The sequence below is a fragment of the Rhizobium sp. R634 genome, assembly GCF_002211305.1.
GTDB lineage: Bacteria > Pseudomonadota > Alphaproteobacteria > Rhizobiales > Rhizobiaceae > Rhizobium.
Map to the genome: position 1 here is coordinate 49,758 of NZ_LOKW01000011.1, position 24,821 is coordinate 74,578.

Sequence of the window (24,821 nt, forward strand, 5' to 3'; positions counted from 1 at the left end):
AACCCTCCCTGCGTCTACTCGCGCACGACATATGTGTGGAATTTGATCCGCCCTTCGATCCGTTCCTGGAACACGCCCTGGACCTCGTAGTTGAAGCCGGGAAACCGGTTGAAGGATTCCTCGAAGGCCAGGAAGTAATCCCGCATCGGCCTCGCCCGCTCGTCCCAGCGCTCTCCCGGCACGATGACGCCGATACCAGGCGGATAGATCAGTGCCAGCGTCGCCGAGATGCGGCCGGCGGCCTCCGTCAGCGGCACATAATCGACATTGTTGGCGACCAACGCCTCATAGGCTTGCTTCGGCGCCATTGCCGGCTCCGGAAAACTCTCGGAACGGAAGCACAGGCGCTGCAACTCCTTGACGCCCGCATCGCGATAAAAGGAATGCATCTCCCGGCAGACCTGGCGGACGGTATAGCCGGCATAGCGCTCGCGATTGGCCGCATAGACGGTGGGCAGCACTTCCTGCAGCGGCGCATCGCGGTCCCAGAGGTTCTTGAACTTGACCAGCTTGGCGACGAGCGTGTTCAGCTTGCTCTCATCCTCCGCCGGCGTCAGCAGGAAGAGCAGGCTGTTCAAGTCGCATTTTTCCGCGACCACGCGCTGCTCACGCAGATAGTTGGCAACCACGGTCGCCGGAATGCCGAATTCGCGATATTCGCCGGTCTTCCGGTCGATGCCGGGTGTCAATATTGCAAGTTTGTTCGGATCGACCATGGTATAGCCGGGCGCATAGCCTGAATAACCGTGCCACTTTGCCTCGGGATCGAAGCGCCAGCATTGCTGCTCGCGCTTCAGCACATCGGTCGGAACGTCCTCCCATCTGGTATCGGCAAGATCGCCGGTATGCTTCGAACCGAAAACCGAAACCTTGTCGGGTACGAAGGGATCGAAGAACCATTGCTCTTCCGGGCTCGCGGCCTTCGACTCGTAATGCGCAACGAAACCGCGCAGCTTCTTGCGCACCTCGATCCCGAGCTCGATGCAGCGATCCCAAAGCATTTCGCCAGCCTTGCCCTCATGCACCTTGGCGTTGACATCGAGCGAAGCGAAGAGCGGATAAAAGGGCGAGGTGGAAACATGCATCAGCAGCGATTCATTGAAGCGCTTGTGTTCGACGAACCTGCGCTGGCCGCTGATATGCTCGTCCCGCTTGTGGATCTGTGACGCCTGGGAGAAGCCGGCCCCCTGCTTGTGAACCGACTGGGTGGAGAACAGCCCGGGCATGTCGGCCCGCAGGTCTTTCAACCGCATCGGGCTGTGGCCCTCGAAGAGCGGGTGGAAGGCGTTGTAGCCGATCCAAGCCTCGTCCCAGAGTACGTAATCGCAGAGATGACCGAGCTTCTCCATGACCTGGCCGACATTGTAGATCGTGCCGTCATAGGTCGCGAGCTGGATGCAGGCCAGGCGGAAGGGCCTTTCCGCATTGGCACGGCTTTTGTCGGCGACGAGCGGATGCTCCTCGATCCTGCGCCGCAGCCAGCTCTCGTCCCAGGCCTCCCAATCGACCGCCCCGATCATGCCGAAGGAGTTGCGGGCCGTCGGCAGATAGATCGGAATAGCGCCGGCCTGGACGAGAGCACCCTGATGCAGCGATTTATGATTGTTGCGGTCGAAGAGCACGAGATCGCCGCTGCGCAGCACCGCGTTGGCGACGACCTTGTTGGAGGTGCTCGTTCCGTTCAGAATGAAATAGGTGCGGTCGGCGCCGAAAATGCGCGCCGCCTGTTTCTGGGCCTCGACGGCGGGGCCTTCATGGATCAGCAGATCGCCGAGATCGACATCGGCATTGCAGAGGTCGTTGCGGAAAATGCTCTCGCCGAAATATTTGAAGAAAAGCTGCCCGGCCGGCGACTTTCGATAGAACTGGCCGCCCTGATGGCCCGGGCAATCGAAGGCGATATTGGCCTCGCCGTCATAGGCCATCATGCCGCCGAAGAAGGGCGGCAGCAGCGACTTGCCGTAATTGACCGCGCTGGAGACGATCTGCTTGGCATAAAAGGCCGGCGTCTGCTGGCCGAGATAGACGAAGCCATCCACTTCGCCGGCCATTTCGACGACATCCATATCGGCGATCGTCAGCGTATCGGCCATGGCCCAGATCGGCGTGCGGAAACCAATATCCCGGACGGAACGCAGGAAGCTACGTGCAGCCGGCAGCTTGCCATCCTCGACCGAGCCGACATAGGCGCCGACATCCGCATCCTCGGACACATCGGCCGAATAGTCGTCGCGCAGTTCCACCTCGAAGCCTTGGGCATTGATCTGTGCGACCAATTCCTGCGCCTGAGAATTGTCGCGGTCGACGACGGCCACGATCTTCAGCATCTTATGGAACGGTATGGCGACCGTCGGAGATTTCACATCGCGCGGGATCATTCTTGCGCCTCCTCTGCAATGCAATCGACGAGGTAGCGGCGGCCGCCGTCGCCGGGAGCGAAGCGAAGGCCATGGATATCGGTTTCGAAACCGGGAAACTTGCGGTCGAAATCGCGGGCGTAGAGCAGATAATCCTGAATGGACTTCGTCAACTGCGTGATCCGCTCGCCCGGCATGATCAGCGGAATTCCCGGCGGATAGGGAACGATCATCACGGCGAGGATGCGGTTCATGAGACCGTCGATTTCGACACTCTCGATATGGCTCTTGACCAGCCGGTCATAGGCATCGGCGGGACGCAGCGCCATTTCGGGCAACGCCGTGTACATTTCGCGCTGCGCCTTCGGCACATCGTCCTTGCGGTAGACCGCGTGGATCTCTCCGCAGAGGTCCTTCAATCCCATGCCGGCATAGGCCTCGGGATGGGCCGCGGCGAGCGCCGGCAGCGCCCGCGTCAACGGCGCGTTGGCATCGTAGAGATCCTTGAAATTGATGAGCTCGGTGACGAGCGTGCTCCACTTGCCGCGGGTAATGCCCATCGAGAAGAGAACCAGGAAGGAATAGAGCCCGGTCTTTTCGATCTCGATCCGCCGGGAGGAGAGGAACTTGGTGATGACCGCCGCAGGAATCCCCTGCTCCTGCATGCTGCCGCTGGCCGACAGGCCCGGGGAAAGGATGGTGACCTTGATCGGGTCGACCATGACATGATTTTCGGCAAGGGCTGCAAAACCATGCCAGACATCGCCCGGCTTCAGCACCCAGTCGGCGTGGGTGTCGCTCGGCGTCTGTTCGGCGACCGTCGGCTCCCACACATCGAACCACCAGCTGCCTTCCGTCTGTTTTCTCACGCCATTCATCGCCCGGCGGAAGCTGATCGCCTCATCGATCGTCTCCTGTACGAGCGCGCGGCCCGCCGGCTGCTCCATCATCGCGGCGGCGACATCGCAGGAGGCGATGATGCCGTATTGCGGCGACGTCGAGGTGTGCATCATGAAGGCTTCGTTGAATCGTGTGACGTCGAGACGCTTGTTCTCGGCGTGCTGGACATGGATCATCGATGCCTGCGAAAGGGCCGCCAGTAGCTTGTGCGTCGAGTGCGTCGCAAAGGTAATGGCGTTTTGCGATCGCGCCGGCTGGTTCGACGAGATGCCGTGGAAGCCATCGTAAAATTCGTGGAAATTGGCATAGGCATACCAGGCCTCGTCGAAGTGCAGCACCTCGACGGCATCGCCAAGCGAGGCCTTGATCGCATCGACATTGTAGCAGAGGCCGTCATAGGTCGAGTTGGTGATGACCATCAGCCGCACCTTGCCGCTCGTCTGTCCGGCAAACGGGCTGGCGGCAATCTTGCCGGCGATTGCCTCAGGTGTGAACTGGTCCTTCGAGATCGGCCCGATGATGCCGAGCCCATTGCGCGAAGGGATCAGATAGATCGGCGTTGCACCGGTCATGATGAGGGAATGCAGGATGGACTTGTGGCAGTTGCGGTCGCACAGCACGAGATCGCCGCGTCCGACCATGCCATGCCAGACGATCTTGTTGGCGGTCGACGTGCCGCCGACGACGAATAGGGTCTCGTCCGTGCCGAAAATGCGCGCGGCATTGCGCTCGCCCTCGGCGATTGGCCCGACATGATCGAGCAGCGAACCGACGCTGCCGACCGAGACGGAGATGTCGGAGCGCAGCGTGTTTTCACCGAAGAACGTATAGAAAAGTTGGCCGACGGGGCTCTTGCGGAACGCGACGCCGCCTCCGTGGCCGGGCGTGTGCCAAGAATAGGCGCCCTCGAGCGTGTAATCCATCAGCGCCTTGAACATCGGCGGCGGCAGCCGGTCGAGATAGTTGCGCGCCGCCTGCGCTATGGCGCGCGCCATGAATTCCGCCGTATCCTCGAACAGCCGGAAAAAGGCGTTGGCGTGGCGCAGCACCGTGGCCGGGACATCTTCCGCGGTCGTATCGTCGCCGAACAGAAAGATCGGCAGGCGGTCGTTCCTCTGGCGCTTCGCGGCCAGAACCTCTCCGAGCACCTGCCAGCGCGTGACCTTGTCCTCGGCGCCGTCGACGGAAACCAGCCAGCAGGATTCGGTGTTGAAGATATGCACCAGGCGCCGCGCATCCTCATAGGAAACGCCGGAAACGATCCGGAAGCCTTCCTTCTCGATTGCAGCAGCCAGATCGCGCATGCCGCGTCCGGCGGCGCTTTTGCCATCAAAATCCTCGTCGATAACGGCTATGGGAAATGCCTTCTGGAATTCCATGCCTTCCTCCAGAAACCGAGGGTCAAAGGCCGTGGCCGCTCTGCAGCGATGCGCATCTCAGTTGGAAGGATGGTACATGACGGGTGGTGCACCGTCGTTGATTGCAATCAACGTCAGGCAAAGCATTTCAATCAGTGCGGAGCCTATTCCGCCCATTCCGCATCGGCTGTGAAGGCGATCGTCAGCCAGCGATTGGCGCTTTCATCTCCAATTGCTTCGCCGATCTCGTCCCTGAGCGCGTCCCATTCCTCCACGCTCTTCGGAGGAAGCCCTTCGGGGACGATGAAGTAGAGCTCGATCTGCATTGCCCGGCCGACCTGGGCAACATAGGCGCGATGCGAGAGGAAGCCGAGACGGCGAACGGTTTCCATGGCAACGCGGTCGACATGTTCCTGGAGGTCGACGGGAGCAATCAGCAGAATTTCGGTGAGTGCCTTCCAGACGGTGCCGATCGGAAGCGGGATCATGACCAGGCAGACCAGCGCCAGAACCGCAGGGTCCATATAGCTGGCAACCCACGCGACCGGCGTCGCCTGCACGGCCATGCCGATCAGAAATGCAATCAGCAGGGCCAGTGCGATGGCGCCGGACATGATCCAGGCCTTGATGTCGAGCGAGACGAAATCAGATTTGATGCGGGCGTTCAGCCTGATGCCAAGGAATGCCATGATGGCGCAGACAAGCAGGGTCGACGCGGAATAGGCGACCGCCATGCCGAACTGCAGCTCATGGCCGCCGTTCAGGATGCTGATGATCGCGCTGATCAGCGCATAGACGGCGACCGCCATCAGCAGGCAGCCATTGAGCATCAGCACGATAGGTTCCAGATGCCAGAAGCCCATGGTAAAGCGGTTTCGGATCCTGCCGGATTTCGCGTCGCTCTGCGTCGATTTGACGATGAGGCTGGAAACCCCGAGCGCAAGACCGGTCATGGCCGCATCGGCCAGCGAATAAACGCCGTCGAAGGCGATCGAAAACGAGCCGGAAAGGATGCCGAAGACAACGCCGAGCGTTGCGACCACGACCGTCGCTGCGATCGAGACCCTGAGAAATCCCTGCTCGCCCAACATCCCCGCCCCGCCTCCGACATCAGACACTCTCATCGTTTTATGCTGATCGTGAAGGTGAAACGAGATCTGAATGGAGTGAGGCCGCTTTTATTTCTTGCTGGCCGCAGTCGGCCTGCGGCAGCAGGGCGACCATCCTGTCGGTTATCGGGAGCGGCCGCCCGGCCTGCCTCAGCCTGAAATCTGCCTGGCGCAGATCCTGGTCATTTCGTGTAGAAGGTCATGTTGCCGTTGCGTGCCCGCGAAACCCATTCGATGTCGTTCGCGGTAAGCTTCTTGGTCTTGAGCTGAGCCGTAAGCCATTTGTTCGCCCGAACCGCATCTCTGATGGCTTTGACATGCTCTTCGCTTCCCGGTTGGGGGTGTGAGCCGGTCTCCGAAAAACCTGCCATCCGATAGCTGACGATCGTGAATCGTCTGTCGTGATAAGTCCGCACCGCCTCAGGCAGATTCTCGCTCCAGTTCATTCTGCGATATTCGCGTCTCGTCTGCTGGGCCTCGACCGGCGCAGTTCCGGTGACGGCAGTCAACACGGCAAGTCCAATGATCATGGCCATCTTCATCGCTCTAACTCCCGAGAACAAAATGATATTCGGCCGTGGAGGATAACTCATGCGTCGGCGTCAGGCATTGAGCACGATCAATGCCGTTCAAACAATAGCGGCGTCCCCACTACGCATTGAACCGGATTGCGGCGTCTTTTCTTTGGGAGGAAGATTGCGCCCGGCAGCCGATCGCCGAGGCGATATCAGCATCGGAAAAGGCGTCTTTCGGGAGGGGGCCATGACAACGTCGCCAAATGGCAAGAGTTTGGGACTTGCCGCCTGCACCGCCATCGTGGTCGGAAATATGGTGGGGTCGGGCTTTTATCTTTCGCCGGCCGCGGTCGCGCCCTACGGCAACCTCGCGATCATCGTCTGGATCCTCATGGGTGCGGGCGCGATCTGCCTCGGCCTCACCTTTGCGCGCCTGGCAAGCCTCGTGCCTGCCGTCGGCGGTCCCTACGCCTATACGAGGCTCGCCTATGGCGATTTCGCCGGCTTTCTGATTGCCTGGGGCTACTGGATTTCCATCTGGACGTCGCTGCCGGTCATCGCCATTGCCTTTGCCGGCGTGATGGTCGATCTCTTCCCCGCGCTCGGCAATCGCTTCGCCGCGACGATGCTGACGCTTGGGGTGATCTGGGCGATCGTGCTCGTCAATCTCCGCGGCGTTCATGCGGCGGGCCTCTTTGCCCAGGTCACCACCTACGCCAAGCTTCTCCCCTTCGGCGCCGTCGCCATCATCGGCCTCTTCTTCATCGACACGTCCCATTTCTCCGAATTCAATCCAAGCGGCCAGCCGCTGCTGCAGTCGATCGCAACGCTCGCGCCGCTGACGATGTTTGCCTATCTCGGGCTGGAATCGGCAACCGTGCCCGCAGGCGATGTCGAAAACGCGGAGCGGACCATCCCGCGCTCGACCGTCCTTGGAATCTCAATCGCCGCGGTGCTCTACGTGCTCGGCACCATCGTGGTGATGGGCCTCGTGCCGCGCGAGCAGCTTGTTCGCTCGGTCGCGCCCTTCTCCGAGGCAGCCGGCATGATGTGGGGGCGCGGCGGCGAGCTGGCGATCTCGATCGCCGTCCTGGTCTCCTCGATCGGGGCCTTGAACGGCTGGACCCTGCTGATGGGGCAAGTGCCGATGGCCGCTGCCCGGGATGGGCTGTTTCCTCCGCTTTTCGCGCGGCTCTCTTCCCGTGGCGTACCGGCTCTGGGCATGATCGTCTCGGCTTTGTTCGCGACCCTGCTGGTTCTCGCTCAGGCTGTCGGGGCCGAAGGATTCGCCGCAGCCTATCGGCTGATGGTCGGGCTGAGCACGATGGCCGCCGTCGTTCCCTACGCCTTCTGCTCACTGGCCGGCACTCTTGTGGCCGGCGTGACGCTCGGGCGGATGCCGCGCGTTAGCGCCATCGAACTGATCGCTTTCGTTTTTGCGATCTTCACCCTCTATGGCTCAGGCGCGGAGCCGGTGCTCTACGGGCTGGTGCTGCTGATGCTCGGGATCCCCGTCTACGTCTGGCAAAGGCGAAACGCAGCGCCCGCAGTCGAACGTCAGAAGACGTCAGGGGCCGCGGCAACGCACCCGGCCGTGTCGGGATAGGCAGGCTCGAAGGGCCGGACGGGGTTCAGGCGTGCCAGCTCAGGCCGGCAAAGCTCTCGCTGATGATTGTTCCGCGCTCGCCGCGCGCCATTCCCGCGATGTCGGCAAGGGCTCCGATCGCAGCGGTCCTGCCGCCCATGCGCGCAAAATGGCAGGCGGCATCGACCTTCGGGCCCATTGATCCGGCCGGGAAGGAAAACTGCTTGAAATCGTCGGGACGGGCCCGATGGATCGCCTTCTGAGACGGCTTGCCCCAGTCGGTGCAGACGGCCTCGGCATCCGTCGCCATGATCAGGAGATCGGCGTAAAGCTCGCGCGCCAGAAGCTCCGAGCACAGATCTTTGTCGATCACGGCTTCGACGCCGATCAGCTTCCGGTCGGCGCCCTTTTCGTACATCGTCGGAATGCCGCCGCCGCCCGCACAGATGACGATCGTACGCTGCTCCAGCAGCCAGCGCACCGGACGGATCTCGAAGATGCGCTTCGGCGCCGGCGAGGCGACGACGCGCCGCCACTTTTCACCGTCCTGCTTGAAAACCCAGCCCTTTTCCGTGCGGATCCGATCCGCCTCCGCCTGGTCGTAGACCGGACCGACGAACTTGGTGGGGTTCTGGAAGCCGGGATCGGCGGCATCGACTTCGACCATGGTCAGCAGCGTCGCCAAAGGCTGCTCGAACGGCAGGAGATTGCCGAGCTCCTGTTCCAGCATGTAGCCGATCATGCCTTCGGTCTCGGCGCCGAGAACGTCGAGCGGGTAGGCTTCCTCGGGTTTGTAGGCTGCCCCCTGGAGCGCGAGCAGTCCGACCTGCGGGCCGTTGCCGTGGGTGACGACGATCTCATGTTCGGCAGCCAAGGGCGCGATCGCCTGAGCCGCGATGCGCGCATTCCGTCTCTGGGTATCGGCCGTCATGGCTTCCCCGCGCCGGAGAAGCGCATTGCCGCCGAGCGCTATGACCACACGCATGTTAATCTCCCAAGGTAGCGACGAGCAGGGCCTTGATCGTATGCAAGCGATTTTCCGCCTGCTCAAAAGCGACATTGGCCTCGGATTCGAAGACGTCGTTGGTCACTTCGAGACCGTTCTCCATGCCGTAATCTTCGGCGATCTGCTTGCCGAGCGTGGTTTCGGTATCGTGGAACGCCGGCAGGCAATGCATGAACTTGGTCTGCCGGTTGCCGGTCGCCCTCATCAGGTCCTGGTTGACTTGATAGGGAGTGAGCAATTTGATGCGTTCGCGCCAGACATCCTTCGGCTCGCCCATCGAAACCCAGACGTCGGTGTGGATGAAATCGACGTCCTTGACCGCCTCTCTGGGATCTTCGGTCACCAGCAGCCGCGCGCCCGAGGCCTCCTGCAAATCCTTGGCGATCTTCATGTATTCTTCCGAAGGCCACAGCGATCTCGGCCCGCAGATACGCACATCCATTCCGAGCAGGCAGCCGACGATCAGCAGCGAATGGCCCATGTTGGAGCGGGTGTCTCCGACATAGGCATATTTGATTTCAGCGATCGGCTTGTCGCTATGTTCGCGCATCGTCATGACGTCGGCGATCATCTGCGTCGGATGATATTCATCCGTCAGGCCGTTATAGACGGGCACCCCGGCGTATTTTGCCAGCGTCTCCACGCCTTTCTGCGCGGAGCCGCGATACTCGATCGCATCATACATGCGCCCCAGCACCCGCGCCGTATCCTTGAAGGATTCCTTGTGCCCGATCTGCGAGCCGGACGGATCGAGATAGGTCACGTTGGCGCCCTGGTCCGAGCAGGCGACTTCGAAAGCGCATCTCGTCCGCGTCGAGGTTTTCTCGAAGATCAGGCAGATTTCCTTGCCTTTCAGGTGCTCCTGCTCGGTGCGAGCATATTTCGCCCGCTTTAAGTCGCGGGCGAGGTCGAGGAGATAGCGGAATTCCCGCGGTGTATAATCCTGCACGGTCAGAAGCGAGCGATTGCGCAGATTGAAGCTCATGGTCTTGCTCCGTCGGTCCGGTTCGTGAGTGTGAAACGTCAGTAAGCGGGCTCGCGCCAGATGGGGCATGTCATGCAATGCCCGCCACCACGGCCGCGGCCGAGTTCGGAGCCGCGAATGGTGATGACCTCGATCCCCGCCTTGCGCAGAAGCGTATTCGTGTAGGTGTTGCGGTCGTAGGCGACGACGACGCCGGGCTCGAGTGCCACGACATTGTTGCCGTCGTCCCATTGTTCGCGCTCGGCCTGGTAGGAATTGCCGCCGGTTTCGACGGTGCGCAATTGCGCCAGGTCGAGCGCCTCGGCGACGACATCGAGCATCGGCCGATTTTCAGGGTGAATCTCGAAGGTGCCGTCGTCGTCCTTCGGATACATGCTGTAGCAGCGGACCTGATCGACGACCTCGGCAAACAGGGTGACGACATCGCGATCGCAGAAGCTGAAAACGGTGTCGAGGTGCATTGCCGCCCGGCTCTTCGGCATCAGGCAGCCGATCACCCTCTTTGCCGCCTTGCTCCTGAACAGGGCCTGCGCCACCTGGCCGACCGCCTGATAGGTGGTGCGCTCGCCCATGCCGATCAGGACGGTGCCGTTGCCGATCGGCATGACGTCGCCGCCCTCCATCGAAGCATTGGCGAACGGCTGGTCTGAATCGCCCCACCAGATCTGGAAATCGCCGCCGAGGAAGGTCGGATGAAACTTGTAGATCGCACGCTGGATCAGCGTCTCGGCGCGTCGTGCCGGCCAGAACATCGGGTTGCAGGTCACGCCGCCGTAAATCCAGCAGGAGGGGTCGCGCTGGAACAGCGTGTTCGGGATCGGCGGGATGACGAAATCCGTCTCCGGCAAAGCGCTGAGCATCAGCGACTTTGCCTTGACCTCAGGCAGGTCGGCGATTGCGATGCCGCCGATCATGAAAGCGGCGAGCTGAACGGCCGGCATTTCATCGAGCCATGGCCGGATCGCCTCGGCGATCTGCGAACCGAGCACGTTCGGCGTGATGCGCCGATCCAACACGAAATCGCGCGCCTGCTTGTTGGAGAGGGTTTGCCCCAGCAGGTCGTGGAGCTCGAGAACCTCGACGCCTCTTTCCTGCATCTTCAGCACAAAATCATAGTGATCCTTCTGGGCCTCATGCACCCAGAGGACGTCGTCGAAAAGCAGATCATGGCAATTGGCAGGCGTCAGGCGCTGATGAGCCAGAGATGGACGGCAAACCATAACGGTTCTCAGCTTTCCAACCTCAGAATGGACACCGAAACCACGCATGCCGTCCTCCCTCCGAGCCTCCGGTGGCGGGCGCGCCGCCGGCTCTTTGAACACGCTCGCCTGCCTGGCAGACTATTTGGGCCGACCGTCACATGTCATTGATTGCAGACAAGGTGCGCTGCAGCATTTGCAGTTCTGCTCAACGAAGATCGGGCGCATCGCCTCGAACCCTCTGCCAGGCGCGCCAATGGGTCGGGTGGACGTCCAGGATCTCGCCGGTCAGGGCGTTGACCCATCCGCCAGGCATACGCCGGCAGGGAAAGACAAGGGCATGGACGCCTTCGTCGTCGATGACGGCGATCTCTATGTCCTCCTCGAACGGAGCTTCGACGACCAACAGCCACATCACCGAACCTTCCCGACGATGCACGAGCGTCGACCGGCGGGAGGCCACTATTTCCTCGGCCGGCGTAGTTTTCCTGCCAGCGCTTCTACGGACGTCGCAGTGACTTCCGTAGTGCCCTGCCTTCGTTTCAAACGACGGCGCCACGCTCCCCAACAGCGGTCGCGCCATTTTATAGGCCGTGGAGAACCTGTGGATCTCCGCTGCGACCCAGATTAGCTGAACAACGGACGAACGGCATTGAGCCGGATCAATGGCAACGAGGCGGAGCCAATCGCTTGTTTTGTCTGGCCTTCGGCAGCTCGGGCCGGGCTGAAAGACCGATAGAGTCTACGCGATACTACTCCGATCACCCATCCAAAGATGGTAATATCGCGCCACTGTTGAGACGGAAAGGCAGTCGAGACACTGAACGATATCTCAAGGGGCGGAGGAGACCATCATGTCCATCAAGATGGAGGCGCCGCATGTTGCTGGTTATAGTTCCATTGTTTCAAGCCTAGCGGGTCGAGCCTCGTTCACCGGGCAGCGGACGGCGAGCCGGAAACGCCTGCGCGTTTTGCCTGAGGGAGAGAACGTGCCTGGAATGGACAGTATCCGGCAACTTTATGAGCACCTGCCGGACGCGGTGTTCTTCATGGCCGCCGACAATAGGGTTTCGGCCTGCAACAGAGCTGCGGTGGCCTTGTTCGGTTATGAAGAAGGCGAATTGCTCGGCCGCAAGATCGATCTCGTCTGGTCTCCGACGCCGGATGTTCAGCTTAAGGGACGCTGGGCAGACCAGGGCGTACTGTGTGCCGGTATCGCGATGACCAAGAGCGGCGCCCGCTTTCCGGTTGCCCTGACCGTCATCCGGGAACCAGGCGAGAAAGAAACCTTCACTGCAGCGGTCTTCGAGGACTTCCGGACCGAGCGCGAAACATTGCAGCAGGTGCAGGAGCTTCGCAGCGAGCTGGCCCGGCTCGCACGAATAGCCGCGCTTGGAGAAATGACTTCGACCTTGGCGCACGAACTTTCCCAGCCGCTGACTTCGATCGGCGCATATGCGGAGGGCTGCGGGCGTCTTATGGAGAACGATCGCAACGGGTGCCACGCGGAGCTTCGCGAAGCCCTGTCGAAAATTACCCAGCACGTTTTGTGGGCAGGAGCGATCGTCCAGAACATCCGCGAATTCGCAAAGCGCGGCGCCGACGAGAAAAGACCGGAAGCGATGCATGCGCTGATCCATGAGGCGACGCCCCTCGCCCTGGCGGGCTCCCGAGGCCAGGGGCTTCATACCGATTTCCAGTTCGACGCGGAGCGGGACATCGTGTCGGTCGACCGTATCCAGATCCTCCAGGTGCTGACAAATCTTCTTCGTAATGCAGTTGAGGCAACCGACGGCACGAAATTCCCCCATATTTCGATCCGCACCAGAATCGACGATTTCTCCCATCTTGTCGTCGACGTGTCCGACAATGGCTGCGGGATCGCCGCGGAGATCGAAGAGGCGCTGTTTCGTCCTTTCGTGACCACGAAACCTCACGGCCTCGGCATGGGTCTGGCATTGTCCAAGCGCATTGTCGAAGCGCATGGAGGCCGGATAAGCGCCCGCAGGGGACCGCAGGACGGTTCAACCCTCACATTTTCTCTTCCGCTGGTGGAGACCACAGCCAATGGCGAACGATCTTACGATCCATCTCGTCGATGACGAGGAACCACTCAGGCGCGCATTGACGTTCCTGCTGGTGTCGGCAGGCTTTGCCGTTCGTGCACACAGCTGCGCAAGAGCGTTTCTGGACCTTCTGCCTCTTTCGGGACGCAACTGCCTCGTGACGGACCTGCGGATGCCCGATATCGACGGCATCGAATTGCTCCGGCAGATGCACCGGTTCAACATGGAGATCCCCGCAATCGTCATCACCGGCCAGGGCGATGTCGCCGCGGCCGTGCAGGCAATGAAGGCCGGGGCCTTCGACTTTCTGGAAAAGCCGCTAAGGGATGACGCGCTGATTGCCGCCATCAACGGGGCGGTGGGGCAGAGGCGGGCCGGCAGAGCCATTGCCAGCTCCGAGAAGGTTGCGGCGCGGCTTCAGCAGCTCACCGAGCGCGAACATCAGGTTCTGGCGGGCGTGCTTGATGGTTTACAGAACAAGATGATCGCCTATCATCTCGGCATCAGCGTGCGCACGGTGGAAGTCCATCGCGCCAATGTGATGGCCAAGATGGACGCGCGCAATCTGGCGGAACTCATGCGAATGGCCATTACCCTCGACGCCGCGGCACAATCCTTGGAAATACAGCTATGACGGCGACTATCGGGCGGAAGCCGCGCCGCTCGGCTTGCGGCCATTCCTGATCTCCTTGACGATTTGCTCGGCAATTTCGTTTTCAACGTCGAGAATAGCCTGATTGCGCAGCTCGCGCTCGTAGCGGTTTGCCCAGACGACCGTTCCGTCGGCGCCGTTTATCAGGCGCACGTGCAGATGGAGGACCGTACCCTCGACAAGCGCGCTCCCCTGCAGGCTCAACAGCGAGCCGCTCGTCTCTGCGCCGGACCGGCCAGGCGCAAACACGACGAAATCGTCTACCTTCATGAGCTTTGCAATGAGCTGATCGGCAAGGCCGCTGGCGAAATTCGTTCCCTGGGCGTTGTCGCCGAGGGCCGTAAAAGGTTCCACCATAATCCCGGTCTTGCTTTTCAGCGTCGACGGAGCAGCCGCCGATGACGTTTCGGGCGGCGAAAGATAGGCCTCGAGAGGACGGATGAGCGCCAGAATCGCCATCGTGCCGAAGAGCGCGGGCACGCCGATCGGCAGCAGAAGATCGCGATAGCCCACCAATTGGTCGGAATTGCTCCGCTTATTTCCGCCACTTGGCGGAGCGGCCGTTTCGTCGGCATCCGAAACGCCTTCGGCGCTCGAAAAATGCGGTGAATACCCACCTTTGGGAACGGTGATCCGGATCGGGTCGCTGCTACCGCAGACGAGATAATAACGTTCGAGGGCGCGGCGGATACGCCCCGCCTCGATGCGCACGACGGGATCGTTCTGCGCGTCGAAAGAAGCATCCCGCCCAAAAACCGCTTGCGCTATCGTATAGGCCTTGAGCTGCTCGCTGCGTCCTTCCAATGTCTCTTCAACGATATATTCCAGGAAATGCCGCCCGCGCTCGGGAACATGGAATTCCGCACTGGCGAGGATGCGATCAAGTTGCGCGCGCACGCCCGCACGGTCTTGAGATGCCAGGCTATGCCCCTTTTCTTCCAATGTCATCGGGAACCTCCCGCGATACCTCCGTATCGTTCTCAACAAGGGGTGTAGCTTTATACACCCGCTGGCGGCCCTGGGCTTCCGTAGCAATACTTAAGGGATATCTCGAATAACGGGACGGAGTGAAATTGCTTATGCTGCAATGCGGATGGGGGCGACGCATATGCTTTACGACCACACAATCCAACAGCACCCGGCAGCTGCGGTCCACCGCTATGGGGCGGCGGCAGCGACGGCCAGGGATCACTCGATCAGGCTCAAGGCGGACGAGACAATCTATAGCGAAGGCGAAAACGCGCTTGCGATCTATCAGGTCGAAGCAGGTGCGGTGCGGATTTACCGCCTAACCGCCAGCGGGCAGCGGTATATTCTGTCCTTTTGCGGCAAGGGCGAATGGTTCGGACTGGAAACGGGCAATGTGCGAACCGACTTTGCGGAAGCCGTCTGCGAGACCTGCATAAGGCCCTTTCGCGCCAATCGGGACGCGATCGTCCCCATCGATCTGCTTCACATCGCCCTGACGAACCTTGCGAAGGCGCAGCATAAACAGCTCGTCATCACCGAGCAAAGCGCCCTGAAGCGGGTGGCGGCCTTCGTATTCGAGATGGCCGATCGCCACCCGGAAGATCGCGAATTCGACATGATGATGTCGCGCACCGATATCGCCGACTATCTCGGCCTGACGGTGGAGACCGTCGCCCGCTGCTTCACCAAGCTCCGCGAAAAACGCATTCTTTGCCTGAACGGCAAGCTGCAACGCATCGTCCGCCTGCTCGATCGCGATGCGCTCATTGCACTGACGAGCTAAAGCTTGCCGCGCAAACTGTGCGGCAGTTTCGGAAGACCGCTCTTGCCGCAGAAGGGGACTGAACATGACGCACGCATCCCGCACAGGATCGAAAGCATTGGCCAGGGCCCTCCTTGCAGGGCTGCTGCCGCTGACCGCCTTTCCGCTCGCCGACGCTCGGGCGCAGGACAATCCGTTCGACCAGTTTCCCGTGATCATTCAATGCAAATACAACGAAACCTACCACGCCTTTTACATATCGCGCGTCTCGCAGGACGGCATCGCGACCTATGTGGCGTCAGAGCGGATCGCCGGCACAATCACGCTCGACGGCAAGGCGAAGGCAATCGGCGGCGAAGGCGGCGGCAGTTGCGTCGGTAAAACGCTGACGGAGCTCCGCGCTTCCGGCCAGGCTTACGATATCAAGCGTTAGTGTTCGAACAATGCGCGGATGCCAGCTCGGCGTGACCGAACTATCAACCAATGTCAGGGCAAACCCGGCCACAATCATCTATGACGGCCGAGGCCGATTGCACCTCCTTTTGATAAACGCGGCAAGCGGTCGGCGGATAAACAGATTGCGGCGGCAATAATCATCAGTGCCATGCCGATAAATCTCTGCGGCTCAGCGGGTTCGTTGGCGAAGACCACGCCGACAGAGACCGCAATGGCAGGAGACACAAAGGCGAAGCTGCCTGCCTTTGCGGGGCCGATGTCCCGCAAGAGCTGCATATAGATGCTATAGCCGAGCAGCGAACCGAAGATGACGAGAAAGAGCCAGCCCGCAACCGCTTGCCATTCCCAGGGGGTGATCAGGCTTTCAGCCGAGCGAGGCTCTATTGAAAGCGAAGCAATCAGCAACACGCTCCCGCCCATCAGCGTGGTCAGGCCGGAAAGGCGCGCGCTGCCATAATTCGATATCAGCGGTTTTGCCAGCACGGATCCCCACGCCGAAGAAATTGCCGCCCAGGCGATGGCGATGAGCCCGATCATTGGCAACCCCTTCTCCAGCCCAGTCAAATCTATGGACGGCGCGAACAGAAGGCCGAGACCACCAACTCCAAGCAGCATCGCGAAAGCGCGAAGGCCATTCCACTGCTCCTCCCCCAGAACAATGCCGAAGGCGAGCAGCGCAAGTGGTGTCAAGGACATCTCCAGAACCGCCGCGGTTCCTGAAGGAACGAACTGCATGCCCCAGAACAGCGGGCCGTAGCAGAGCGCAATCATCAGCAGGCTGACGATGAGGAGACGTGTCTTATCCTCCTGACTGAAGGCTTCTCTTTGCCCTCTCGCCCAAGCCAAAGCGATGAAGATGGCACCTGCCACCATGAATCGCGTTGCGGCAAACATCATCGGCGGCACTGTTTCAACGCCGATCTTGACGGCGATCCAGGTCAGCCCCCACACGAAGCACAAAACGACGAATTTCAGGAGATTGCGGGTAGACGACATTGGCCCGGCCTTGCATTGTAACGGTTAAAGACCATTTATACCGTTACAACTTTATTCCTCTGGAGTTGTTCCAGGCATGGCCACCTCGACAGCTGACATGCGCCTCAGCGGCGGTCATCCGGCCCTCGACCTCGCCAATACGGTCGACAGCCGGCGTGGCCGCTGGGGGCCGGACCTTCTGCGGTCATTTGAGGACCTGCTGGTCTTGGTCGAACGGCTCGATCTCATCGATCAGCAAGCGGCGTCGCATCTTCGCAGGCAGGCGGAAAATGATCCGCAGAAGGCGGCTGCGGTGCTGGAAGACGCCCTAGCACTGCGTGAATCGATATACCGGCTCTTTCGTTCTGAGGACGCCGGAGAGTCCTACCCGGTCGCAGATTTGTCCCTGGTGGAAGATCGTGCACGACGCGGCCGGGCTCATCAGGTCCTCGCAGCAACCGGAGCCGGCTACTCGTGGACTTTGCCTTTCGACGACCTTTCCCAACTGACTCAGTTCTTTGCGATCAAGGCGGTCGAACTGTTGATCGGGCGCGATCGGCGGCGGTCAGTGCGCGAGTGCAAGGGTGACAACTGCGGATGGCTGTTTATCGATCATTCCAAGAGCGGACGACGAATGTGGTGTTCAGACGCGAGCTGCGGCAGCCACGCTCGAATCAAACGCTTCCGATCCCGGATGAAAGGAGTTTAGGTGCTGGGGCCGAGGCGCTTCTCGCGAAGAAAATTCCATGGAGTCGGCCCGCAATCACCGGTCTCAAAAAACTGGTCGGCACTGCAGGCGCTGCTCTCTCCGCCGCGTCGGGGCATCCGCCTCTGGGCCTCTCTCATGCCGCTATGGTGCGGACGTCACGGCCAAGCTCAACGACTTGAGCAGCCTCGCCACCGAGAGTGAACTGATTGACCAGTTCACGCAGCTTGCTCGCCTCACCCGACAACGACGCTGCCGCTGCCGTGGATTGCTCGACCATCGCTGCATTCTGCTGAGTGGACTGGTCCATTTGATTGACGGCTGTGTTGATTTCAGCAAGTCCGGTGGACTGCTCGCGCGCAGACGTCGCAATTGCTTCCATCAATTGATTAATTTGAGACACTTGCTCGCTGATCTTGTTGAGCGACTGGCCGGTCTCAAGAACCAATTTCACGCCAGTGCCGACTTCGGTGGAGGACTTTTCGATCAACCCCTTGATTTCCTTCGCCGCCGTCGCCGCCCGTTGGGCAAGCTCGCGAACCTCTTGAGCGACAACCGCAAAACCCTTGCCGGCTTCTCCGGCCCGCGCCGCCTCGACCCCGGCATTCAGCGCGAGGAGGTTGGTTTGAAAAGCAATATCGTCGATGACACCGATAATGCTCGATATCCGCTCGGAACTTTCCTCGATCCGCCTTATCGCCTGTTCGGCATGAGACACGACGGAAGCGGAACGTCCCGCGCTTATATTGGCCTCGTGTGCGACATTGCGAGCCTCATCGGTTCGCTTGGAGGCGGTCGCCACGTTCGCAGTGATTTGGTCAAGAGCTGCAGCCGTCTCCTCCAGCGAGGCGGCCTGCTGCTCAGTACGCTTGGAAAGATCTTGTGCACCAGAGGCGATTTCGCCTGTTCCATTGTCGATGCTGTGAACCGTCTGCAATACAGCGCCGATGGTCGTTGCGAGCTGTTTGAGGGAAGCATTGAAATCGCCGCGCAGCCGCTCGTACTCCGGAGCGAACGGCTCCGCCAGTCGGAAAGACACGTCACCCCCGGCCAGGCGTCTCAATCCATCACCCAGTGTCGTTGTTGCAAAACGCAGCTGCTGTGCCTCCCGCTCCGCGCGCTCCTGTGCTGCAGCGCGAGCCGCCTCGGACTGGTTCCGCGATATCTCTGCTTCCTGCTCTAAGCGGAGTACGTTCATGGCGTTCTGTCGAAACACTTCCACTGCTGCCGCCATCGCGCCGATCTCGTCGGCGCGCCCAGCGTAAGGGACCTCGCTTTGTAGATCACCATCAGAGAGAATCTTCATGGCGGCGGCAATCCGGCGGATGGGATTGGCGATTCCGAAAACGGCAAACATTGCTCCGGCCAAGGTGACCACGATCGAGAGAGCGGCGATCGATGCTGTAATGGTGAAAGCGAAGTTCGCCGTGGCGTCACTGGTGGTCACATATGTTTCCGTCTGCCCGAGAATGAAGGCCACAAGGTCGGCAACCTCCTGGCTCACCAGATCAGATTGCGGCTCCATGTTTTCCCGAAAGAAGCTGATCGCCTCGGCGCTCTTCCCGTCATCCTGCAGTCGAACCATTTGCTCGGTCAGCTCAGCGTATTTTGCTAGTTCCGACTTGACCTGATTGATCAACTCGCGGCCTTTCTCCGTGCGCACACCTTTCACATATTCTTCGATCGCTTTGTCGACTGCTTCTCTCGTGTCGCCGATCAGCTTCGCTCCCACGGCTCGCTTTTCCGGCGACGCCTCCAGAAGGTACCGCGCAGAGGCCAACTTCAAATCGGAGAAGCCGCCCTTGATATCTCTGGCGGTTACCATCCGCTTCATCCAGAAACCGCCGATCTGCTGGGCATTGTCGTTCAGCGTCGAAATCGTGCTGAGAGAGTTGTAGGACAGGGCAATCAGAAAGGCACAAATGACAGCCAAGATGGCGATGAGGGTTTGTTTTACGGTCGGACGCTTCATTTGATTCTCCGATCTTCTGACGCAAGTGCGGCTGAGATATCTGCGAGAATTCGCCTCGTTTGCTAATTTAGATTTAACTTTAATTGCCGAAGCCGTCGCTATTCGAAATATTTATGTCGCTTACAAACCATTCCTAGAAGTACTCCATTGTCCTGCTATCAGGGGTATCGCATCTGGAGAACTCATCGCGATCGAGATGGCGCCACGCGAGCAAGCCGCCACACATGCGAGCCAGAGTCGATGCGCGATTCGCGCTTACTTTCTTTCAACGCGGAGGCGTGGCCGGATCTGGGACGTATCCCTGGCCCGAACCACCGAGAAGTAGGAAGCGGCTCGAAGGTCGGAACCAGTCTCGGAAACGCCAGCCACCAATGGCAACCACCGGCTGCCGGGAAGACCACCTGAGACGCGGGGATAGCAGACCGGAAATGGAACGCAAGAATCTGGGAAAAGGTAGATAGACGGACGCCCGTCGAAATAGCGTCACTATCCGAAACCGCATTCGCGAGACTAATTTAGGGAAAAGAATGGTAGCGGAGGAGGGATTTGAACCCCCGACACAAGGATTATGATTCCTCTGCTCTGACCTACTGAGCTACTCCGCCACTGGTCAAACGAACCCTGCTCGCGAAGCGCTGCGGGCTCGTGGGATGAGCGGCTTATAAGGTGCGCGTCGGCTTTGTGTCAAGCGCATGATGGAGAAAAACGGCAGGCTTTGCTGCCCGCCCTCTCCTATCGGTTTCAAGCGGCGACGGGGCCGGCGAGCAGCGCCTTGAGCGACGCCTCGGCTGAGGGTTCGCGCTCGGAGCGTTCGATGAAACCACCGCCGAAAACGCGGGCATCGTCGCCAGGTGCGGAATAGAGCGCGCAGGCCTGGCCGGGTGCGATGCCGGCCTCGCCGACCGTCAGATCGACATAGGTGCCGGTGGCATCGACATGCAGCACGGCCGGCGCCGGCGCCCTGGTCGAGCGGACCTTGGCGTAGCAGGCGAAGCCTTCGCCGGATGCGGCTTCGCCAAGCGTTTCGTCACCCAGCCAGTTGACGTCGCGCAGATAGACGCGGTGCGTCTCCAGCGCCTCCTTCGGTCCGACGATGACGCGGCGCGAGCGGGCGTCGAGGTAGACGACGTAGAGCGGCTCGCCGGTGGCAATGCCGATGCCGCGGCGCTGGCCGATGGTGAAGTGCAGGATGCCTTCATGCGTTCCCAGCACGCGGCCATCGAGATGGACGATCTCGCCTGCTAGCGCCGCATTCGGCTTCAGCTTGGTGATGATATCGGAATATTTGCCCTGCGGCACGAAGCAGATGTCCTGGCTGTCGGCCTTCTTGGCGACAACGAGGCCCATCTCTTCGGCGAGCCGGCGGGTCTCGGCCTTCGGCAGGCCTCCCAAGGGAAAGCGCAGATAGTCGATCTGCTCCTGCGTCGTGGCGAAGAGAAAATAGCTCTGGTCGCGGTCGGCATCAGCCGGCCGGAACAGCGCGCGGCGGCCGGGATTATCGGGCGAAGGGTTCGGCCTCGAGCGGATATAGTGACCGGTCGCCAGCGCATCGGCGCCGAGTTCCTTGGCGGTCGCCAAGAGATCGGCGAACTTGACCGTCTGGTTGCAGGAAACGCAGGGGATCGGCGTTTCGCCGGCCACATAGCTTTCGGCGAAGGGATTGATCACCGTCTCGCGAAAACGCTTTTCGTAATCGAGCACATAGTGCGGGATGCCCAGCGTTTCGCAGACGCGGCGCGCATCGTCGATATCCTGGCCGGCGCAGCAGGATCCGGCGCGGTGAACGGCCGCCCCATGGTCGTAAAGCTGCAGCGTGATGCCGAGCACATCGTAACCCTGCTGTTTGAGAAGGCCGGCGACAACGGAGGAATCGACGCCGCCCGACATGGCGACGACGACACGGGTCTCTTCCGGCTTCTTGTCAAAATCCAGTGTGTTCAACGATGGTGCCAATTCTGCGCTGTTTCGATCCGCCGTTCTGACTTCGGAATGTGGCGGATTTCCTGCATTTCCGGCGGGATCGGCCGCCAGCTGTCATGGGCGAGGGATATAGAAACTATTGCGCCCGCGCGCAAGTACCGGCTTTTCAGCCGGCTTGCGGCACCCATATGCGCATGCGCATTGCAGCTATTCGCAATCGGCCTTTGCCCGCCCGCCTTTCATCGCGTAGATGAAAATGACCCACCTTAGAAGATTCGGATATATGACAGCCGCCTCAACCACGCTACGCGGCGTCCTTGTCGCATTCGCCGGCTATGCCGTCTTTGCTTTCAGCGATGCATCGATCAAAGCCTTGCACGGCACTATTCCCGCCTTTCAGGTCGCCTTCATCGGCGCGGTGCTCAGCATGTCTGCCCTTCCCTTCATCAAGGGGCAGGGCGATTCATGGCTCGACATCTTCACAACGACCAACCGGCCGCTCTGGATGGCGCGCTTTGCCGCCGGCGCGGCCGGCTCGATCGCCTCCATCATCGCCTTCACAAAGCTGCCGATGGCCGAGGCCTTCTGTCTGTTGTTCCTGCTGCCGTCCGTCGTCACCATCCTCTCGGTGATTTTTCTCAAGGAGGATGTACGCTGGCAGCGCTGGGCGGCCGTCATCGTCGGTTTCCTCGGTGTGCTGGTCGTCTTGCGGCCCGGCTTCCGCGAACTGTCCGCCGGACATCTGGCCGCAACCATCGGCGCCGTCGCCGCCGGCGTCGCCATCGTCATCCTGCGCGCGCTCGGCCCGGCCGAGAAACGGCTGTCGCTCTATGGCGCCTCCCTGCTCGGCACGCTCATCGTCAGCGGCGTTCTGATGCTCTCAAAGATCGTCGTACCCACGCCGCAGCAATGGGTCTTTCTCGCAGGTTACGGATTGCTGGGTGCAGCGGGAAACGTGATGCTGATGACGGCCGCACGCCTCGCCCCGGCAACACTCGTTGCGACACCGCAATACAGCCAGATGATCTGGGCTATCGCCTTCGGCTATCTCTTCTTCAACGATCGGGTCGACCTGCCGATGGCCTTCGGCATCGTGCTCATCATCTGCTCCGGCCTGCTGACGCTGATCCGCGAGCGCAAGCGCCACGTGCCTCTGCCCGCAGCCGTCGCCTCCGGCGACGCGCAATCGCCACTGGCCACGACACCGGCCGAAGGCGATGCGCAGGCGCCTGGGCGATAGAGCCTCGCAATTTCGCGATCAGCAAGCGTCCCAAATTGGGATTAATCCGAACCTACTAAAATAATACTCCCTCCGTGGAACGATTCCCCGCGTCGCGCGTTGCACGGGCATGTCGCAATCGAATTGCTGAGGAGGGTTTCATGGGCAGGTTCGGCACGACGACGGATTACGACAGGATCAGACACTGGATCGAAGAACGTGGCGGCCATCCCGCCCGCATCAAGAACGCGACCGACAGCGAAACCGTCCGTGTCGATTTTTCCTCGGAAACGCAGGAAGATATTTCCTGGGACGAATTCTTCCGGGGACTCGATGGCAGCAGGCGCGCTTTCCTCCATCGCACCAAGGCTGAGGACGACAGAGCCCGTTTCGGCAAGATGGTCCGCCGCAAGCGTTTGCCTCACTGAAATTAGGCATTCCTGACGCAGAAAACCCGGCGCCGTTTCCAGCGCCGGGTTTTCCATATTTCCTTGGGAGGAGGAAACTCAGTCGATGTTGAACGTCAGCAGCTTTGCCTGGCGGATCGCCTGGTGGGCCGTCAGCTGCGCGAGCACGCCGTCGTCCACCTCGCCGTCGACATAGAGCAGCGCGATGGCGTCACCGCCCTGCTTGTCGCGGCCGAGCTGGAAGTTGGCGATGTTGACGTTGGCGCCGCCGAGTGTCGTGCCGATGAAGCCGATCATGCCGGGGACGTCGGTGTTGGTGATGTAGATCATGTGCGAACCGACATCGGCATCGAGGTTGATGCCCTTGATCTGGATGAAGCGCGGCTTGCCGTCCGAGAACACCGTCCCGGCGACCGAGCGCGTCATGCTTTCGGTCGTCACCGTCAGCTTGATATAACCGTCGAACACGCCCGTCTTGTCGCGCTTGACCTCGGAAAGCACCACACCCTTTTCCTTGACCATGATCGGCGCCGAAACCATGTTGACGTCGGCGACCTGCGGGCGGATGAGGCCGGCAAGCACCGCACTGGTCAGCGCCCGTGTGTTCATGTTGGCGGTGATGCCGTCGTAGAGGATCTCGATCTCCTTGATCGGCTCTTCGGTGACCTGGCCGACGAAGGCGCCGAGAACGTCGGCAAGACGGATGAAGGGCTTCAGGATCGGCGCTTCTTCCGCGGTGATCGACGGCATGTTGATGGCGTTGGAGACCGCACCCTTGACGAGGTAGTCCGCCATCTGTTCGGCCACCTGCAGGGCGACGTTTTCCTGCGCTTCGGTCGTCGAAGCGCCGAGATGCGGCGTGCAGACGACATTCGGCAGGCCGAAGAGCGGGCTTTCCTTGGCGGGCTCGACCTCGAACACGTCGAAGGCGGCACCGGCAACATGGCCCGACTTGATGGCTTCGGCAAGAGCCGCTTCATCGACCAGGCCGCCGCGGGCGCAGTTGATGATGCGCACGCCGGGCTTGGTCTTCGCCAGCGCTTCCTTGTTGAGAATGCCGCGCGTCTTGTCGGTCATCGGCACGTGCAGGGTGATGAAATCGGCACGGGCGAAAAGCTCGTCCAGCTCGACCTTCGTGACGCCCATCTCCTCGGCGCGCTCCTTGGAGAGGAACGGGTCATAGGCGACGACATGCATCTTGAGACCGATGGCGCGGGCGCAGACGATCGAGCCGATATTGCCGGCGCCGATGACGCCGAGCGTCTTGCCGGTGATCTCGACACCCATGAACTTCGACTTTTCCCACTTGCCGGCCTGCGTCGAGGTATCGGCTGCCGGAAGCTGGCGGGCAACGGCGAACATCAGCGCGATTGCATGTTCGGCCGTCGTGATCGAGTTGCCGAACGGCGTGTTCATCACGATGATGCCGCGCCGCGAGGCGGCCGGAATATCGACATTGTCGACGCCGATGCCGGCGCGGCCGACGACCTTGAGGTTCGTCGCCCCCTGAATGATCTTTTCGGTCACCTTGGTGGCGGAGCGGATGGCGAGACCATCATACTTGCCGATGACTTCGAGCAGACGATCCTTGTCCTTGCCGAGCTGCGGTTCGAAATCGACTTCGACGCCGCGGTCGCGGAAGATCTGGACGGCGGTTTCCGACAATTCGTCGGATACGAGAACGCGAGGTGCCATGAGGGAC

The 24,821-nt window shown here is 60.8% G+C and carries 21 protein-coding genes and 1 tRNA gene; 8 read left to right on the forward strand and 14 right to left on the reverse strand.

What is annotated here, in order from left to right:
- Positions 1-14 precede the first annotated feature (14 nt).
- The 4 genes from speC to ATY77_RS13940 form a co-directional block, all read right to left on the reverse strand.
- Entirely contained in the window at positions 15-2,378 is a 2,364-nt protein-coding gene (gene speC, locus ATY77_RS13925; protein WP_088687828.1) for an ornithine decarboxylase, read from the reverse strand.
- A complete protein-coding gene (locus ATY77_RS13930) occupies positions 2,375-4,636 on the reverse strand; it encodes an arginine/lysine/ornithine decarboxylase (protein ID WP_088687829.1) in 2,262 nt (753 codons plus the stop codon). Before ATY77_RS13930 ends, speC begins: the two co-directional genes overlap by 4 nt.
- Before the next feature lie 143 nt (positions 4,637-4,779).
- Positions 4,780-5,706, reverse strand: coding sequence for a cation transporter (locus tag ATY77_RS13935; protein WP_088687830.1), 927 nt, complete (start codon positions 5,704-5,706; stop codon positions 4,780-4,782).
- Positions 5,707-5,906: 200 nt separating this feature from the next.
- Positions 5,907-6,266: a hypothetical protein gene (locus tag ATY77_RS13940; protein WP_245314343.1), complete on the reverse strand. Its 360-nt coding sequence runs from the start codon at positions 6,264-6,266 to the stop codon at positions 5,907-5,909.
- Between the two features lie 220 nt (positions 6,267-6,486).
- Here ATY77_RS13940 and ATY77_RS13945 point away from each other — a divergent pair, with 220 nt between their 5' ends.
- A complete protein-coding gene (locus tag ATY77_RS13945) occupies positions 6,487-7,845 on the forward strand; it encodes an amino acid permease (RefSeq protein WP_088687856.1) in 1,359 nt (452 codons plus the stop codon).
- Positions 7,846-7,870: 25 nt separating this feature from the next.
- Here the strand turns inward: ATY77_RS13945 and arcC are convergent, their stop codons facing one another.
- From arcC to ATY77_RS13965, 4 genes are all read right to left on the reverse strand, one after another.
- On the reverse strand, positions 7,871-8,809 hold the full coding sequence (arcC, locus tag ATY77_RS13950) for a carbamate kinase (RefSeq protein WP_088687831.1): 939 nt from the start codon (positions 8,807-8,809) through the stop codon (positions 7,871-7,873).
- A 1-nt stretch (position 8,810) separates the two neighbouring features.
- Positions 8,811-9,815, reverse strand: a complete 1,005-nt coding sequence (locus tag ATY77_RS13955) for an ornithine carbamoyltransferase (protein ID WP_088687832.1) — start codon at positions 9,813-9,815, stop codon at positions 8,811-8,813.
- 38 nt (positions 9,816-9,853) lie between these two features.
- Positions 9,854-11,083, reverse strand: coding sequence for an arginine deiminase (gene arcA, locus ATY77_RS13960; protein WP_088687833.1), 1,230 nt, complete (start codon positions 11,081-11,083; stop codon positions 9,854-9,856).
- Between the two features lie 139 nt (positions 11,084-11,222).
- Positions 11,223-11,429 (reverse strand): hypothetical protein, encoded by a 207-nt coding sequence (locus ATY77_RS13965; RefSeq protein WP_088677996.1) that lies wholly within the window; start codon positions 11,427-11,429, stop codon positions 11,223-11,225.
- A 439-nt stretch (positions 11,430-11,868) separates the two neighbouring features.
- Here ATY77_RS13965 and ATY77_RS13970 point away from each other — a divergent pair, with 439 nt between their 5' ends.
- Together ATY77_RS13970 and fixJ are read left to right on the forward strand one after the other, a co-directional pair.
- Positions 11,869-13,116, forward strand: a complete 1,248-nt coding sequence (locus ATY77_RS13970; protein ID WP_088687834.1) for an ATP-binding protein — start codon at positions 11,869-11,871, stop codon at positions 13,114-13,116.
- Positions 13,082-13,714, forward strand: a complete 633-nt coding sequence (gene fixJ, locus ATY77_RS13975) for a response regulator FixJ (RefSeq protein ID WP_088687835.1) — start codon at positions 13,082-13,084, stop codon at positions 13,712-13,714. Before ATY77_RS13970 ends, fixJ begins: the two co-directional genes overlap by 35 nt.
- Positions 13,715-13,720: 6 nt before the next feature.
- On the opposite strand, the gene ATY77_RS13980 is transcribed toward fixJ, so the two are convergent.
- Positions 13,721-14,680: a hypothetical protein gene (locus ATY77_RS13980; RefSeq protein ID WP_088687836.1), complete on the reverse strand. Its 960-nt coding sequence runs from the start codon at positions 14,678-14,680 to the stop codon at positions 13,721-13,723.
- Positions 14,681-14,825: 145 nt separating this feature from the next.
- Between ATY77_RS13980 and ATY77_RS13985 the strand changes: the two genes are divergently transcribed.
- Both ATY77_RS13985 and ATY77_RS13990 read left to right on the forward strand, forming a co-directional pair.
- On the forward strand, positions 14,826-15,485 hold the full coding sequence (locus ATY77_RS13985; protein ID WP_088687837.1) for a helix-turn-helix domain-containing protein: 660 nt from the start codon (positions 14,826-14,828) through the stop codon (positions 15,483-15,485).
- A gap of 64 nt (positions 15,486-15,549) precedes the next feature.
- Positions 15,550-15,897, forward strand: a complete 348-nt coding sequence (locus ATY77_RS13990) for a hypothetical protein (RefSeq protein ID WP_088687838.1) — start codon at positions 15,550-15,552, stop codon at positions 15,895-15,897.
- A gap of 74 nt (positions 15,898-15,971) precedes the next feature.
- On the opposite strand, the gene ATY77_RS13995 is transcribed toward ATY77_RS13990, so the two are convergent.
- Positions 15,972-16,916 carry an EamA family transporter gene (locus tag ATY77_RS13995; protein WP_088687839.1) on the reverse strand — a complete coding sequence of 315 codons (945 nt, stop codon included), beginning with the start codon at positions 16,914-16,916 and terminating at the stop codon, positions 15,972-15,974.
- Between the two features lie 76 nt (positions 16,917-16,992).
- Between ATY77_RS13995 and ATY77_RS14000 the strand changes: the two genes are divergently transcribed.
- A complete protein-coding gene (locus ATY77_RS14000; protein ID WP_088687840.1) occupies positions 16,993-17,604 on the forward strand; it encodes an ABATE domain-containing protein in 612 nt (203 codons plus the stop codon).
- Positions 17,605-17,737: 133 nt separating this feature from the next.
- Here the strand turns inward: ATY77_RS14000 and ATY77_RS14005 are convergent, their stop codons facing one another.
- From ATY77_RS14005 to mnmA, 3 genes are all read right to left on the reverse strand, one after another.
- A complete protein-coding gene (locus tag ATY77_RS14005) occupies positions 17,738-19,573 on the reverse strand; it encodes a HAMP domain-containing methyl-accepting chemotaxis protein (RefSeq protein ID WP_088687841.1) in 1,836 nt (611 codons plus the stop codon).
- 528 nt (positions 19,574-20,101) lie between these two features.
- A tRNA-Met gene (locus tag ATY77_RS14010) sits at positions 20,102-20,178 on the reverse strand.
- A gap of 136 nt (positions 20,179-20,314) precedes the next feature.
- Complete coding sequence (gene mnmA / locus ATY77_RS14015; protein ID WP_088687842.1) at positions 20,315-21,514, reverse strand: tRNA 2-thiouridine(34) synthase MnmA; 1,200 nt, start codon at positions 21,512-21,514, stop codon at positions 20,315-20,317.
- A 262-nt stretch (positions 21,515-21,776) separates the two neighbouring features.
- Here mnmA and ATY77_RS14020 point away from each other — a divergent pair, with 262 nt between their 5' ends.
- Complete coding sequence (locus ATY77_RS14020; RefSeq protein ID WP_088687843.1) at positions 21,777-22,733, forward strand: DMT family transporter; 957 nt, start codon at positions 21,777-21,779, stop codon at positions 22,731-22,733.
- Positions 22,734-22,873: 140 nt separating this feature from the next.
- A complete protein-coding gene (locus ATY77_RS14025; RefSeq protein WP_088677985.1) occupies positions 22,874-23,140 on the forward strand; it encodes a hypothetical protein in 267 nt (88 codons plus the stop codon).
- 78 nt (positions 23,141-23,218) lie between these two features.
- Here the strand turns inward: ATY77_RS14025 and serA are convergent, their stop codons facing one another.
- Entirely contained in the window at positions 23,219-24,814 is a 1,596-nt protein-coding gene (gene serA / locus ATY77_RS14030) for a phosphoglycerate dehydrogenase (RefSeq protein WP_088687844.1), read from the reverse strand.
- Between the last annotated feature and the right edge of the window lie 7 nt (positions 24,815-24,821).

Bases quoted from the DNA above. Each gene is read 5' to 3' on its own strand.
- speC (WP_088687828.1), bottom strand. From the start codon at position 2,378: ATGATCCCGCGCGATGTGAAATCTCCGACGGTCGCCATACCGTTCCAT.
- ATY77_RS13930 (WP_088687829.1), bottom strand. From the start codon at position 4,636: ATGGAATTCCAGAAGGCATTTCCCATAGCCGTTATCGACGAGGATTTT.
- ATY77_RS13935 (WP_088687830.1), bottom strand. From the start codon at position 5,706: ATGTTGGGCGAGCAGGGATTTCTCAGGGTCTCGATCGCAGCGACGGTC.
- ATY77_RS13940 (WP_245314343.1), bottom strand. From the start codon at position 6,266: ATGAAGATGGCCATGATCATTGGACTTGCCGTGTTGACTGCCGTCACC.
- ATY77_RS13945 (WP_088687856.1), top strand. From the start codon at position 6,487: ATGACAACGTCGCCAAATGGCAAGAGTTTGGGACTTGCCGCCTGCACC.
- arcC (WP_088687831.1), bottom strand. From the start codon at position 8,809: ATGCGTGTGGTCATAGCGCTCGGCGGCAATGCGCTTCTCCGGCGCGGG.
- ATY77_RS13955 (WP_088687832.1), bottom strand. From the start codon at position 9,815: ATGAGCTTCAATCTGCGCAATCGCTCGCTTCTGACCGTGCAGGATTAT.
- arcA (WP_088687833.1), bottom strand. From the start codon at position 11,083: ATGCGTGGTTTCGGTGTCCATTCTGAGGTTGGAAAGCTGAGAACCGTT.
- ATY77_RS13965 (WP_088677996.1), bottom strand. From the start codon at position 11,429: ATGTGGCTGTTGGTCGTCGAAGCTCCGTTCGAGGAGGACATAGAGATC.
- ATY77_RS13970 (WP_088687834.1), top strand. From the start codon at position 11,869: ATGTCCATCAAGATGGAGGCGCCGCATGTTGCTGGTTATAGTTCCATT.
- fixJ (WP_088687835.1), top strand. From the start codon at position 13,082: ATGGCGAACGATCTTACGATCCATCTCGTCGATGACGAGGAACCACTC.
- ATY77_RS13980 (WP_088687836.1), bottom strand. From the start codon at position 14,680: ATGACATTGGAAGAAAAGGGGCATAGCCTGGCATCTCAAGACCGTGCG.
- ATY77_RS13985 (WP_088687837.1), top strand. From the start codon at position 14,826: ATGGGGGCGACGCATATGCTTTACGACCACACAATCCAACAGCACCCG.
- ATY77_RS13990 (WP_088687838.1), top strand. From the start codon at position 15,550: ATGACGCACGCATCCCGCACAGGATCGAAAGCATTGGCCAGGGCCCTC.
- ATY77_RS13995 (WP_088687839.1), bottom strand. From the start codon at position 16,916: ATGTCGTCTACCCGCAATCTCCTGAAATTCGTCGTTTTGTGCTTCGTG.
- ATY77_RS14000 (WP_088687840.1), top strand. From the start codon at position 16,993: ATGGCCACCTCGACAGCTGACATGCGCCTCAGCGGCGGTCATCCGGCC.
- ATY77_RS14005 (WP_088687841.1), bottom strand. From the start codon at position 19,573: ATGAAGCGTCCGACCGTAAAACAAACCCTCATCGCCATCTTGGCTGTC.
- ATY77_RS14020 (WP_088687843.1), top strand. From the start codon at position 21,777: ATGACAGCCGCCTCAACCACGCTACGCGGCGTCCTTGTCGCATTCGCC.
- ATY77_RS14025 (WP_088677985.1), top strand. From the start codon at position 22,874: ATGGGCAGGTTCGGCACGACGACGGATTACGACAGGATCAGACACTGG.
- serA (WP_088687844.1), bottom strand. From the start codon at position 24,814: ATGGCACCTCGCGTTCTCGTATCCGACGAATTGTCGGAAACCGCCGTC.